Below are 13,413 nucleotides of genomic sequence, written 5' to 3' on the forward strand. Positions count from 1 at the left end.
ATAGACGCTCCGAGGCGCCGCCCGGTGGGATCAGGGCTTGATGATCCGGTCGAGGATGCGACCCACGACCAGGTAGGCGATCGCGCCGAGTCCCCAGTTGAAGAGCGCGTTCTTGACCTGGGCGCCGTCGCCCTGGAACTGCTTGATGCCGTCCTTGCGGGAGAAGACGTCGAGGTCGACGTAGTCGGCCGCGCGGAGGACGAAGTCCACCGCGACGTTGGAGCGGTTGGCGTCGAGCGCGATCAGCAGCGCCCCCACGGCCAGCAGCAGGGCGGCCAGGACGCACACCAGCCAGATGAGCTGGGCCACGCGTGCCCGGATCTTCGTCACCACAGGTCGTTCTCCTCAGTTCGTGCCGGTCGTGTGTGGTCGAGCGGGGATCACCGTCCCACGAAACTCGCCTTGCCCGGTCCGTTGTCAACGAACGAGGTCATGCCGCGGGTACGGTCTTCGGTCGCGAAGATCGCGGCGAACTGCTGGCGCTCGATCTCCAGGCCCGTGTCGAGGTCGGTCTCGCTGCCCCGGTCGATGCACTCCTTGGCGGCCCGAATCGCGAGCGCAGCGCCCCCGCTGAACTGCGCGGCGTAGGCAACGGCCTCCTCGAGGACCTTCTCGGCCGGGACCACCCGGTCGACCAGGCCGATCCGGAGCGCCTCGTCGGCCTTGACGAAGCGGCCGGTGAAGATCAGGTCCTTCGCCCTCGCCGGGCCGACCAGGCGGGTGAGGCGCTGCGTACCGCCCGCGCCCGGGATGATCCCGAGGAGCACCTCGGGCTGGCCGAAGACCGCGTCCTCTGCGGCGAAGCGCAGGTCTGCCGATAGCGCCAGCTCGCAGCCCCCGCCCAGGGCGTACCCGTTGACGGCGGCGATCACCGGCTTGGGGATCCGCGCAATGGCCGTGGTGGCCGAGCTGGCCGACGTGGCGACCTTCACCATCTCGGCGTACGACAGGTCCACCATCTCCTTGACGTCGTTGCCGGCGGCGAAGACACGCTCGCCGCCCCACAGCACCACGGCGCGTACGTCGTCACGCTCGGCGAGCTCGGCGGCGGCCTCACGCAGGTCGGCCTGCACCTGCAGGCTGATGGCGTTCATCTTCGGCCGGTCGAGCCGCAGGACGCCGACCCCGTCGGTCACGTCGATCGAGACGAACTCCATGGTGTGCTCCTCATCGTGGTGGTCCCGGCGTCAGGAAATGTGTGACGCGAGTGAGATGTCGCATTGTGCCGTGCGCCTTGTCCACCACAATGACCCGGTGACACCGCCCCCCGACACGACACCAGTCTGGAACCACGACGGCGAGACGCGAGAGGTCTGGCCCGGTCGCCACTTCCCCCTGGGCGCGACCTGGTCGCACGAGTCGACCAACTTCGCGGTGTACGCCCCCAAGGCCGAGGAGCTGTGGGTCTGCCTGTTCGACGAGGACGGCGTCGAGGAGCGGCACCTGCTCAGTGAGTCGACGCTCGGCGTCTGGCACGGCGCCCTGCCGCGTGTCGCCCCGGGAACGTGCTACGGCTACCGCGCCGCAGGACCGTGGGACCCCGCGGCCGGCCTGCGGTTCAACTCCGCCAAGCTGCTGCTCGACCCCTACGCCAAGGCCGTCTCCGGCGAGCTGGTCGTCGACGACGCGATCTTCGACTACGTCCCCGCCGCGCCCGCGACGAAGAGCGACCTCGACTCGGCGCCCTTCGTGCCGCGCAGCGTGGTGGTCTACGACGAGTTCCAGTGGGGCGCCGACACGGCACCGCACCGCCGCTGGCGCGACACCGTCATCTACGAGATGCACGTCAAGGGCATGACCGCCCTGCACGACCGCGTGCCCGAACACCTGCGCGGGACGTACGCCGGCCTCGCGACGCCTGCCGTCACCGACTACCTCAAGGACCTTGGCGTCACGGCCGTCGAGCTCCTCCCGGTGCACCAGTTCTTCTCCGAGCCGGCCCTCTCGGCGAACGGGCTGGTCAACTACTGGGGATACAACTCACTGGGCTTCTTCGCCCCGCACAACTCCTACAGCGCCGCGGGCGACCGCGGCCAGCAGGTCACCGAGTTCAAGGAGATGGTGCGCGCCTTCCACCGCGCCGGGCTCGAGGTCATCCTCGACGTGGTCTACAACCACACCGCCGAGGCCGGTCCGACGGGCCCGACGCTCAGCTTCCGCGGCCTCGACGACCTGGGCTACTACCAGCGGGTGGTCCACCCGCCGCCGAAGAAGGCCGGCGACAAGCCGATGTCCGACACCTACTGGGACGTCACCGGCTGCGGCAACACCGTCGACGCGACGCACACCCAGAGCCTGCGGATGATCCTCGACTCGCTGCGCTACTGGGTCAACGAGATGCACGTCGACGGCTTCCGCTTCGACCTGATGAGCGCCCTGACCCGCACCAACCAGGTGGTCGACATGGGCAGCCACCTGATCACCGCGATCGGGCAGGACCCCGTGCTCCGGCACGTCAAGCTCGTCGCGGAGCCGTGGGACGCCTCGATGGACGGCTATCGGGTGGGCGAGTTCCCGCCCCCGTGGATCGAGTGGAACGACCAGTTCCGCGACACGATGCGGGACTTCTGGCGCGGGCACTCCGCCGGCGTACGCACGGTGGCGACGCGGCTGGCCGGGTCGAGCGACCTGTACGCCGACGACGGCCGCTCGCCGTACGCCTCGGTCAACTTCGTCACCGCCCACGACGGCTTCACGCTGCGCGACCTCGTGTCCTACAACGACAAGCACAACGAGGCCAACGGCGAGGACAACCGCGACGGCACCGACAACAACCGGTCGTGGAACCACGGCGTGGAGGGCGAGACCGACGACGCGGAGATCATCGCGCTGCGTCGCCGGCAGGCCGCGAACCTGATGGCGACGCTCTGCTTCTCCAGCGGTGTGCCGATGCTGACCGCGGGCGACGAGCGCGGCCGGACGCAGGGCGGCAACAACAACGCCTACGGCCAGGACAACGAGACGTCGTGGATCGACTGGCGATCCGACGACGCGTGGCTCGACGTCTACGAGATCACCAAGACCGCGCTGCGGCTGCGCCGCGAGCACCCGGCGCTGCGCCAGCGACACTGGTTCGAGGGCCGACCCACCATCAAGGGCGGCATCAAGGACCTGGTCTGGGTGCACCCCAGCGGCCGCGAGATGTCGACCAGCGACTGGAACGACGACTCGGGCCGCATCGTCGGGATGTTCCTCAACGGGGCGCCGCTGCGCTACCCCGGCCCGCGCGGCGAGCAGGTGCGCGACAAGTCCTTCATGATCTGGCTCAACGCCGGCCCCGACGACGCCAAGCTCACCCTCCCCGACAACCAGTGGGTGCACCACGGCGAGGTCGTGCTGTCGACCAACGCCGAGCTCGCCATCGGCACGCCCATCCTGGCCGGCAGCTCGCTGGAGCTGCAGGCGCAGTCGGTGCTGGTGCTGCGCCAGACCTAGGCCGGCTCGGCCACCCACTGGGCGGGGTCGCCGGCGTCGAGGTCGGTGATCCCGAGGGTCTCGAGGGCGCCGAGCACCACGAGCCGCCGGACGGCCGCGAAGGTCAGCACGTGGGCGATCATCCCGCCGTAGGTGAAGACCCTCGGCGGCTCGCAGGTGACGTCGACGAACGTGTCGTCGAGGCGGCCCTCCTCGACCGTCGTACGCGCCTGGGCGAGGAACGCGGGCCCCTCCTCCGCCAGCTCGCGGCGCAGGGTGGTCACCGACTGGCCGCGCTCCTGGTCCCAGTCGTACGACCGCTGCGTGGCCGCGGCGCTCCACTGCGCGAGCTGGCCGACGAGGCGGCCGCACACCGACCGGATCGTCATGTCGTCGTCGATGGTGCCGATCGGCATCTCGATCGGGGCATCGAGCTGCTCGTCGGTCAGGCGGGCGGCCCGGTCGAGGATCTCGCACCTGCGCAGTCTGCACCGAATCGCCGCGCCGGCTCGCGGGCTGGGACACTGGTCCCATGGCCAGCAGCGTTCCGTCCCGTCGTCAGGAGAAGGGCCGCGGCCACCTCCTCGACATGAATGCGCCGCGGCAGGTCATCAAGGACCCCGAGAAGGACGCCCGCGACCTCGCCCGCGTCCAGCGCTGGGTGATGTCGGTGCTCGCCGTGACCACGATCATCCACCTCGTCGTCGGCCTTGTGGTCGCCGCCGTGATGATCGACGACGTGCCCGACACCTCGAAGATCGGGCTCACCGTCATCGCCGGGATCTTCGGCGCCATCGCCGTCGCGACCGGCCTCGCCATCCACGGCAAGCGGATCCTTTCGCCCTGGCTCCTGCTCGGCGTCGTACCCACCGCGATCGGCCTGTGGCTGGCCTTCGCCTGACGGTGTCGTAGACGCGCGGACCCGCCCGCCCGGTCAAGCCGACGAACGGACCGAACGCGCAGACAACACCGAGGTCCACGATCGTCGGGACGGACCGAGCGGACGTTCGGTCCGTTGATGGGCACGGCTCAGAGCCCGAGCACCTGGACCGTCACGAGGTACGCCGCGCGTACGCCCTCCGGGTCGTGAAGCCCCGCGGCGGACGGGGCCGCAGCACACGCGCGTACGGCCTCCGTCGGGTCCGGCGCAACGAGCGCCGTGGCGAGGGTGGCGACGGCCACTCCCAGGTCGTGCTCGTCGAGGTGGTCGAGGGCCAGGCTGTTGTGCAGCATCGCCGCCGCCTCGCCCATCAGCTCGCGGGCGAGGTCACCGTCCACCTCCGGCCGCACAGCAGCAGCCGCATCGGCGGCGGCGAGGAACGGCTGGAGGATGGCGGGCGGCACGGTCATGACCATGGGCCCGATCCTCGCGAGCCCCTCCTCGCGTGGCAACGGCATATCCCGCGAGCAGGGGTTGTCAGGCGTCCACTGGAGAAGCTCAGGCCGGCTCGGCCACCAGCCCGAGCTCGGCGACCGAGGCAAGGGCCGCGTTGCGCGGGACGACGCGGACGGTGTAGCCGAAGGGGCCGGACGTCGTGAGCGGGACGGTGGCGTCGAAGCGGTGGCGGTTGCCGTCGTAGGACTCCCCCACCGACATCGGCGTGGTCGAGGTGGCGGTGAGCACGTCGTCGGACCCGATCCGGCCGTGCACGACCTGCACCTCGACGTCGTCGGCGGAGAGGGAGCCGAGGGCCACCCACGCACGGACGGCGAGCGTGGCGCCGACCTCGGCCTGGTCGCCGACGCCCTCGGAGTCGATGTGCTCGACCCGGACGCCCGGCCACGCCGCGCGCACCGACTGCTTCCAGCCGGACAGCTCGTGGGCACCGGCGTAGTCGGAGTTGAGCGAGCGCGTCGTCTGCGCGGCGGGGGCGTACAGCTCGCGCACGTAGTCACGGACCTGGCGGGTGGCGAGCACCTTGGGGCCGAGCGACTTCAGCGTGTGCCGCACCATCTCCAGCCAGCGCGGCGGGACGCCCTCGTCGTTCGTCTCGTAGAAGCGCGGCACGACGTCGGTCTCGAGCAGGTCGTAGAGCGCGTTGGCCTCGAGGTCGTCACGACGGTCGGCGTCGACGATGCCGTCGGCGGACGGGATCGCCCAGCCGTTGGTGCCGTCGTACCACTCGTCCCACCAGCCGTCGAGGATCGAGAGGTTGAGGCCACCGTTGAGCGCAGCCTTCATGCCCGACGTGCCGCACGCCTCGTACGGGCGCAGCGGGTTGTTGAGCCACACGTCGCAGCCGGGGTAGAGCGGCTGCGCCATGGCGATGTCGTAATTGGGCAGGAACGCGATCCGGTGCCGCACCGCCGGGTCGTCGGCGAAGCGCACCATCTCCTGGATCAGCCGCTTGCCCGTCTCGTCGGCCGGGTGCGCCTTGCCGGCGATGACCAACTGGATCGGGCGCTCGGGGTCGAGCAGCAGCGCCTTGAGGCGGTCAGGGTCGCGCAACATCAGCGTGAGGCGCTTGTACGTCGGCACGCGACGCGCGAAGCCGATGGTCAGGATGTCGGGGTCGAGCGCGGTGTCGATCCAGGTGGTCTCGGTGGGAGCGAAGCCCCGCTTGGCCGCCGACTTCTTCATCCGGTCGCGCGCGTCCTCGATGAAGCGGGTGCGCAGGGTGCGCTTGAGGTCCCAGATCTCCCGGTCGCCGAACTGGTCGACGAGCGGCCAGAGGGCGTCGGTGTCGTCGCCGTCGATGTCGGCGCCGCGGCTGGCCGCGAGCTCGATGACCTCGCGGGCGATCCAGGACGGGCCGTGCACGCCGTTGGTGATCGACGTGATCGGCACCTCGGCCTCGTCGAACGCCGGCCACAGGCCGTTGAACATCCCGCGCGACACGTGACCGTGCAGCTCGGAGACGCCGTTGGCGCGCTGGGCCAGGCGGAAGCCCATCACCGCCATGTTGAAGACACCGGCGTCGCCGCTGTCGTAGTCCTCGGCGCCGAGCGCGAGGATCCGGTCGACCGGCACGCCGGGCGTGGGCGAGTTGCCGCCGAAGTACTGCGAGACCAGCTCGCGCGGGAAGCGGTCGATGCCGGCCGGGACCGGCGTGTGGGTCGTGAAGACGGTGCCGGCGCGGGTGACCTCGAGCGCGGTGTCGAAGTCGACGTGGGGACCGTCGTCGCCGACCGTGAGCTCGCGGATCCGCTCGATGCCGAGGAAGCCCGCATGGCCCTCGTTGGCGTGGAACACCTCCGGAGCGGGGGCGCCGGTGATGCGCGACCACACCCGCAGGGCGCGTACGCCGCCGACGCCGAGCAGGAGCTCCTGGCGCAGCCGGTGCTCGGAGTTGCCGCCGTACAGCCGGTCGGTGACGTCGCGGTAGTGGGCGCTGTTCTCCTCGATGTCGGTGTCGAGGAGCAGCAGGGGGACCCGGCCGACCTGCGCGACGAGGATCCGGGCCACCAGGTCCGGTCCGTCGGGAAGCGCGATCGACACCGTGGCGCGGCTGCCGTCGGACTCGCGGAGCTGGGTCAGGGGGAGCTCGTCGGGGTCCAGGACGGGGTAGCTCTCCTGCTGCCAGCCGTCGCGGTCGAGCGCCTGTTTGAAGTAGCCGTGGCGGTAGAACAGGCCGACCCCGACCAGTGGGATGCCCAGGTCGGAGGACGCCTTCAGGTGGTCGCCGGCGAGGATGCCGAGGCCGCCGGAGTACTGGGGCAGCACGGCGGCGATGCCGAACTCTGAGGAGAAGTAGGCGATGGCACGCGGCGCGTCGGCGCCGGCCTTGCGGGCGTACCAGCGGTCATCGGACAGGTAGCGCTGCAGGTCGTCGTGCGCCGCGTCGAGGCGGGCCCGGAAGTCGGCGTCGTCGACCAGCTCGTCGAGCCGCTCCCGGCCGATCGCTCCGAGGAACCGGACCGGGTCGCCGGCCACGTCGCGCCACAGCGTCGGGTCGATGGACGCGAAGACGTCCTGCGTCGGTGGGTGCCACGACCAGCGGAGGTTGCCCGCCAGCACGGACAGGGTGCCGAGGGGCTCGGGCAGGACAGGACGGACGGTGAATCGTCGGAACGCTCGCACGATCGAGCACGCTAGGGCATTTCTTGGAACGATCCAAGCGCGTGTCGCGAACTGGTCAGTAACCTGCGCGCACCTCCGGCAGTTGTCGCAGCATGACCTCTCGCCGCCGTCTCGGCCGCACATCCCTCGCGGTCGCATCGCTCCTCGCGATCTCCACCCTCGCCACGATCGCCTCGCCGGCCACCGCCGAGCCAGAGACGATCACCCCCGGCAAGACGCCGCCGGACATCCGTACGTTCGGTGACCCGGTCGCCGGGCCGAGCGACACCGACGAGCGCGGCACCGCGGTGCCGACCACCGTCCAGCGCCAGGCCGTCGCAGCGCTGGGAGACGTCACCGCCCGCTGGAACACCCTCGGCACTCCCGCCTCGATCCTCCCTGCCAGCGGCAGCCTCGGGGCCGCGACCGGCGCCCCCGACGTGGCCGCCCGCGGCTGGCTGCGCGACCACGCCGCCCTCTTCGGCATGTCCGCCCCCGCTGTCGACGGGCTCGAGCTCGTCAGCTCGCAGAAGCTCGCCCAGTCCGACGCCCGGGCCGTGCTGTTCCGCCAGGACTTCGGCGGGGTCGCCCCCGCCCTCGGCGGCCTGGTCACCGTCGGCGTCGCGGACGGCAAGGTCGCGTACGTCTCCTCGTCCCTGGCGCGTACGACGAGCGCGATGCCCGCCGCGTCCCTCACGCCCCTCCAGGGCTGGCTGAAGGCGGCCGGCGACCTGTCGGTCCTGGCCGACGTCGAGGTCGCGGACATCACGAAGACCGTGAGCGGAGGCTGGACCCGGCTGACCGTCCCCGGCTTCGCCCAAAAGCAGCAGGTGCGCCTACGGGCCCTGCCGATGGCCGACGGCACCGTACGACCGGTCCTCGAGGCCAACGTGGTCAACGTCGCCGGCGCGGCCTCGCTCGCGTTCACCAGCCTCGTCGACGCGGTCACGGGTGACGTGCTCGCCCGCCACAACAAGTCCGAGAACTTCGTCTACAACGACGTCTTCCAGGGCACCGTGACCCCCACCGTGTGCGGCAAGCACTCGTTCGAGCTCACCGACGACCTCACGAAGACGATCAGCGCCGTCGCCGTGGGCGCGCCGGTCGACGACTTCGTCGTCCGGATCGTCAAGGGCAGCACCGTCCTGGCCTCCGGTGACACCGCCACCAACCCCGAGGCCGTGACCTACTCGGCCGCCTCGATCCCCTCGGGCACCTACTCGGTGGAGGTCTGCGCCTTCGACGCCGCCTCGATCGTCGTCGGGCAGTACGCCGTCGCGGTCTCCACCGGCGACACCGCGGCCCCCGGCACCGGCGACCTGACCGGCAACCCGAAGTGGCGCTACTTCACCGCCAACCCGAACAGTGACGGCACCAACTCGGTCGTCGGGTGCTGGCGGCCCACCGCCCCGGACTGCACGACGCCTCCGGGCGAGCTGCGCAACGTGGCCGCCTTCGGCCCGTGGGACACCATCGGCCCGCTGTCGACCTTCACGACCGTCGGCAACAACGCCAACACGCACGAGGCCTGGCTCAGCCCGCTGACCCCCGGCGGCCTCGCCCAGGCGCCGCTGTCCCCGACCCGCGAGTACACCGAGGGCTTCGAGGACCGCTGGAACAACAGCCGGTGCGACGTCGCCGAGCTCGTCCCGGGCGGCAACGACATCAACGCCTCGGTCGGCAACCTCTTCGTCGCGCACAACCGGATGCACGACTACTCCTACTACCTCGGCTTCACCGAGGAGAACTACAACCTCCAGCTCGACAACGGCAGCCGTGGCGGCGTCGGCGGCGACCAGGAGGTCGGCAACGCCCAGGCCGGCGCGATCTCCGGCGGCAGCCCGAGCTTCCTCGGCCGCGACAACGCCAACCAGGTCACGCTGCAGGACGGCACGCCCGGCATCACGAACCAGTACCTCTTCGAGCCCATCGCGGGCGCCTTCTACGCGCCGTGCACCGACGGCGGCCTCGACATGGGCATCGTCGGCCACGAGTACACCCACGCCATCAGCAACCGCATGGTCGCCGGTCCCGACGAGGGGCTGACGTCCGAGCAGGGTGGCGCGATGGGTGAGTCGTGGGGCGACCTGGTCGCCGGCGAGTACCAGTTCGCGCACGGCTACAGCAACGGCGGCAACGTCTGGGCCGTGGGCGCCTACGCCACCGGCAACACGGAGACCGCGATCCGCGACTACTCGATCGACCAGAACCCGCTGAACTACTCCGACTACGGCTTCGACACCACCGGCACCGAGGTGCACGCCGATGGCGAGATCTGGAACGGCACGATGTGGGAGGTCCGCCAGGCCCTCGTCGAGAAGTACGACGCCCAGTTCCCGTACGCCGACAAGGCCCTGCAGCTCGCCTGTGCCGACGCGACGGCCGCGGCCACGCCGCGCGCGGCCGACGCCTGCCCGGGAAACCGCCGGTGGGTCCAGCTGATGTTCGACGCCTTCCTGCTCCAGCAGGGCGCCACGTCGATGCTCGACGCCCGCGACGCCATGATCGCCGCCGACCAGATGCGCTTCGGCGGGGCGAACACGAGCACCATGTGGGCCGCCTTTGCCCGCCGCGGGATGGGTGTCGACGCCACGGTGGCCGACGCCGACGACGACGAGCCGACGCCGAGCTTCGCCACGCCGACGGGCTCGAGCCCGACGATCACGTTCGCCACAACCGGCAAGGCGAAGATCTACGTCGGTGACTACGAGGCCCGGGTGACCCCGGTCGCCGACACCGACCCGACGACCGCGCTGGGTGCCGGCGCGGCCTTCACCCCCGGCACGTACGACATGGTGGCGGTGTCCCCGGACCGCGGCTTCACCCGCTGGACCATGACGGTCCTGCCCGGTGGCGGCGACCGCACCGAGACACTGGGCGACGTGGTCAACCTGGCCTCGGCGGCGGCCGGCGCGACGGTCCTGGGCTCCACCGAGGGCTCGCTCAACCCCGAGGCGCTGATCGACGGCACCGAGGCGACCAACTGGGGCGGCGTGACCGAGGCCCAGGTCGACGAGTCGAACCCGTCGGTCTCGGTCGACCTCGCTGGCGCGGTGAGCACCGTGAAGCGGGTCCAGGTGAGCGCCTACCTCACCCCGGCCCCGGCCTCGCCGACCGACCTCCCGCTCGCGCAGGAGGACCCGGACTCGGGCTCGCGATTCACCGCACTGCGCCAGTTCGCCCTCGAGGCGTGCACCGCGGGCTGCGAGTCGGGCGATGCCACGTGGACGCGGTTCTACACCTCGCCCGCGGACGCCTTCCCGAGCATGCTGCCCCGCCCGGTCGCGCCGACGCTGAACATGCGGGCGTTCGACGTGCCCGACACTCAGGCCGCCGCCGTACGCCTGGTCACGCTGGAGAACCAGTGCACCGGCCAGGCGGCGTACGCCGGCCAGCAGACGGCCAGCGCGACCGTGCTGACCGACTGCAAGGAAGGCTCCGACCGAGGCACGATCGTCCACGCCTCCGAGCTCCAGGTGTTCGGTGAGGACGCGACGCTGCCGACGCAGCCCGCCCCTCCGGGCACCGGCGGTTCAGGCACCGGCACGGGCACCGGCACCGGAACGGGCACGACCACCGGGGCCGCGGCGACGCGCATCCGGATGATCGTGAAGCGGGCCTTCCAGACCCCGCAGAAGCCGGCGCCGGTCCTCTTCCTGACCATCCGCTCCGCGGTGGAGAAGGAGGCCGGGAAGTTCATCGTGCGGATCAACAAGAAAAAGTTCAAGGTGGTCACCACCGCTGGTGGCACGGCCCGCATCAAGGTGAAGAAGTCGGTCCTGCGCAAGCGGAGCAACACCGTGCGCGTCCGGTTCGTGCCGGCCGACACCACTGCGCTGGCAGGGTCGAAGACCAGGCTGCGCCGCATCACCGTCGCCGAGAGCCGCTGATCCCGCACCGCGCCCGGGCCGTCCCAAGGGGTGGCCCGGGCCGCGGTCGGCTTGCGCCCGGCCTACGGGTTCGCAAGTGTGGGGTCATGGTTGGACGCATACCCGTGATGGATGTTTCACCTGTCGTCGACCTCGGTCGCCAATCGGCGAAGGCCACTGTCGGTGAGCCCATGCCCGTGCGCGCCGCAGTGTTCCGCGAGGGCCACGACCAGCTCGCCGCCGAGGTGGTCGCGATCGACCCGTCGGGCCGCCGGCGGACCCCGGTGCGCATGCGTCTGGAGGGCGACCAGCCCAACCGCTACGTGGCCCACGTGACGCCCGACGTCGAGGGCGAGTGGACCTTCGAGATCCACTCCTGGTCCGACCCGATCGCGACGTGGCAGCACGACGGCGGCATCAAGATCCCCGCCGGCGTCGACGTCGAGCTGATGTTCACCGAGGCGCGGCTCCTGCTCGAGCGGGTCGCCGCCACCACGGGTGACGACGCGCTCGACGCGCGCGGCGCGACCCTCGTCGCCGGGGCGATCGCAGCGGCGTCGGACACCGAGCGTCCCGCCGGCGCGCGCCTCGCCGCCCTGCAGGACCCCGAGCTCGACGCCGTGCTGCTGGCCCACCCCCTGCGCGAGCTCGTCACGATCACCGGTCCCTTCCGCTTCCGCGCCGACCGGGTCCGCGCCCTCTTCGGCAGCTGGTACGAGTTCTTCCCGCGCTCCGAGGGAGCGACGCGCGACGAGAAGACCGGCAAGGTCATCTCCGGAAGCTTCATCACCGCCATCGAGCGCCTCGACCGGGTCGCTGAGATGGGCTTCGACGTCGTCTACCTGCCGCCCATCCACCCGATCGGCGAGCTCAACCGCAAGGGCCCCAACAACACCCTCACCCCCGGCCCCGACGACCCCGGCTCACCGTGGGCGATCGGCAGCAAGGACGGCGGCCACGACGCCATCCACCCCGAGCTCGGCACGTTCGACGACTTCGACGCGTTCGTCGAGCGGGCCCGGGAGCTCGACCTCGAGGTCGCGCTCGACCTGGCCCTCCAGGCCGCGCCCGACCACCCGTGGGTGACCACCCACCCCCAGTTCTTCACCACGCGCGCCGACGGCACGATTGCGTACGCCGAGAACCCGCCGAAGAAGTACCAGGACATCTACCCGGTCAACTTCGACAACGACCCCTCCGGCATCTGCCGCGAGGTGCTCCGGATCGTTCGGCTGTGGATCTCCCACGGCGTGAAGATCTTCCGCGTCGACAACCCCCACACCAAACCCCTCGCGTTCTGGGAGTGGCTGCTGGCGGAGGTACGTCGTACGGACCCCGACGTGCTGTTCCTGTCCGAGGCCTTCACCAAGCCGGCGATGATGCACGGCCTGGGCTCGGTGGGCTACCACCAGAGCTACACCTACTTCACCTGGCGCACCGGCAAGCGCGAGATCGAGGACTACCTCGTCGAGGTGTCGAGCGAGTCCGACCACCTGATGCGGCCGAACTTCTTCGTCAACACCCCCGACATCCTCCACGCCTACCTGCAGTACGGCGGCCCGGCGGCGTTCAAGGTCCGCGCGGCCCTCGCCGCCACCGGCTCGCCCAGCTGGGGCGTGTACGCCGGCTACGAGCTGTTCGAGCACGTCGCGGTGAAGCCCGGCTCGGAGGAGTACCTCGACACCGAGAAGTTCCAGATCCGGATCCGTGACTGGAAGAAGCACGACACCGAGGGCACGACGCTCGCGCCGTACCTCACCCGGCTCAACGAGATCCGTCGCCAGCACCCGGCCCTCCAGCTGCTGCGCAACATCTCGATCCACCACGCCGAGGACGACCACGTGCTGGTCTTCAGCAAGCGCCACGTCCTGCCCGACGGCCAGAGCGACACCGTCATCGTCGTGATCAACCTGGACCCCCACGGCACCCGGGAGACGATGATCCACCTCGACATGCCCGCGCTCGGCCTCGAGTGGCACGACTCCTTCGGCGCGCACGACGAGATCACCGGCGCCGACTGGAGCTGGCACCGGCACAACTACGTCCGCCTCGACCCCGGCCACGAGCCTGCCCACATCATCAGTGTCAGGAGCACGCGTTGACCGACCCGTCCACCCCCGCTCATCCCAC

General features: G+C 70.8%; 9 protein-coding genes. 4 read left to right on the plus strand and 5 right to left on the minus strand.

The features are described from left to right. Positions 1-30 precede the first annotated feature (30 nt). Together EUA94_RS00665 and EUA94_RS00670 are read right to left on the minus strand one after the other, a co-directional pair. Positions 31-330, minus strand: coding sequence for a hypothetical protein (locus EUA94_RS00665; protein WP_242494604.1), 300 nt, complete (start codon positions 328-330; stop codon positions 31-33). A gap of 50 nt (positions 331-380) precedes the next feature. Continuing rightward, positions 381-1,157 (minus strand): enoyl-CoA hydratase/isomerase family protein, encoded by a 777-nt coding sequence (locus EUA94_RS00670; protein WP_129423677.1) that lies wholly within the window; start codon positions 1,155-1,157, stop codon positions 381-383. Between the two features lie 97 nt (positions 1,158-1,254). Between EUA94_RS00670 and glgX the strand changes: the two genes are divergently transcribed. Next, complete coding sequence (gene glgX / locus EUA94_RS00675) at positions 1,255-3,435, plus strand: glycogen debranching protein GlgX (protein ID WP_242494605.1); 2,181 nt, start codon at positions 1,255-1,257, stop codon at positions 3,433-3,435. Here the strand turns inward: glgX and EUA94_RS00680 are convergent. Continuing rightward, positions 3,432-3,830, minus strand: coding sequence for a hypothetical protein (locus EUA94_RS00680; RefSeq protein ID WP_129423681.1), 399 nt, complete (start codon positions 3,828-3,830; stop codon positions 3,432-3,434). The genes glgX and EUA94_RS00680 overlap by 4 nt on opposite strands. A gap of 116 nt (positions 3,831-3,946) precedes the next feature. Between EUA94_RS00680 and EUA94_RS00685 the strand changes: the two genes are divergently transcribed. Beyond that, on the plus strand, positions 3,947-4,315 hold the full coding sequence (locus tag EUA94_RS00685) for a hypothetical protein (protein WP_129423683.1): 369 nt from the start codon (positions 3,947-3,949) through the stop codon (positions 4,313-4,315). A gap of 128 nt (positions 4,316-4,443) precedes the next feature. On the opposite strand, the gene EUA94_RS00690 is transcribed toward EUA94_RS00685, so the two are convergent. Together EUA94_RS00690 and glgP are read right to left on the minus strand one after the other, a co-directional pair. Further along, positions 4,444-4,770 (minus strand): hypothetical protein, encoded by a 327-nt coding sequence (locus EUA94_RS00690; RefSeq protein WP_129423685.1) that lies wholly within the window; start codon positions 4,768-4,770, stop codon positions 4,444-4,446. Positions 4,771-4,852: 82 nt separating this feature from the next. After that, positions 4,853-7,435 carry an alpha-glucan family phosphorylase gene (gene glgP, locus EUA94_RS00695; RefSeq protein ID WP_129423687.1) on the minus strand — a complete coding sequence of 861 codons (2,583 nt, stop codon included), beginning with the start codon at positions 7,433-7,435 and terminating at the stop codon, positions 4,853-4,855. A 92-nt stretch (positions 7,436-7,527) separates the two neighbouring features. On the opposite strand from glgP, the gene EUA94_RS00700 reads away from it, so the two are divergent. Then, a complete protein-coding gene (locus EUA94_RS00700; RefSeq protein ID WP_165356751.1) occupies positions 7,528-11,304 on the plus strand; it encodes a M36 family metallopeptidase in 3,777 nt (1,258 codons plus the stop codon). Positions 11,305-11,411: 107 nt separating this feature from the next. Beyond that, positions 11,412-13,385, plus strand: coding sequence for an alpha-1,4-glucan--maltose-1-phosphate maltosyltransferase (locus EUA94_RS00705; protein ID WP_242494615.1), 1,974 nt, complete (start codon positions 11,412-11,414; stop codon positions 13,383-13,385). Positions 13,386-13,413 lie beyond the last annotated feature (28 nt).

The sequence above is a fragment of the Nocardioides zhouii genome, assembly GCF_004137345.1.
In the GTDB taxonomy this organism is placed as follows: domain Bacteria; phylum Actinomycetota; class Actinomycetes; order Propionibacteriales; family Nocardioidaceae; genus Nocardioides; species Nocardioides zhouii.

Coding starts and splice junctions, on each gene's coding strand:
- EUA94_RS00700 (WP_165356751.1), top strand. CDS start 7,528: ATGACCTCTCGCCGCCGTCTCGGCCGCACATCCCTCGCGGTCGCATCG.
- EUA94_RS00685 (WP_129423683.1), top strand. CDS start 3,947: ATGGCCAGCAGCGTTCCGTCCCGTCGTCAGGAGAAGGGCCGCGGCCAC.
- EUA94_RS00670 (WP_129423677.1), bottom strand. CDS start 1,157: ATGGAGTTCGTCTCGATCGACGTGACCGACGGGGTCGGCGTCCTGCGG.
- EUA94_RS00705 (WP_242494615.1), top strand. CDS start 11,412: ATGGATGTTTCACCTGTCGTCGACCTCGGTCGCCAATCGGCGAAGGCC.
- EUA94_RS00680 (WP_129423681.1), bottom strand. CDS start 3,830: ATGCCGATCGGCACCATCGACGACGACATGACGATCCGGTCGGTGTGC.
- EUA94_RS00690 (WP_129423685.1), bottom strand. CDS start 4,770: ATGGTCATGACCGTGCCGCCCGCCATCCTCCAGCCGTTCCTCGCCGCC.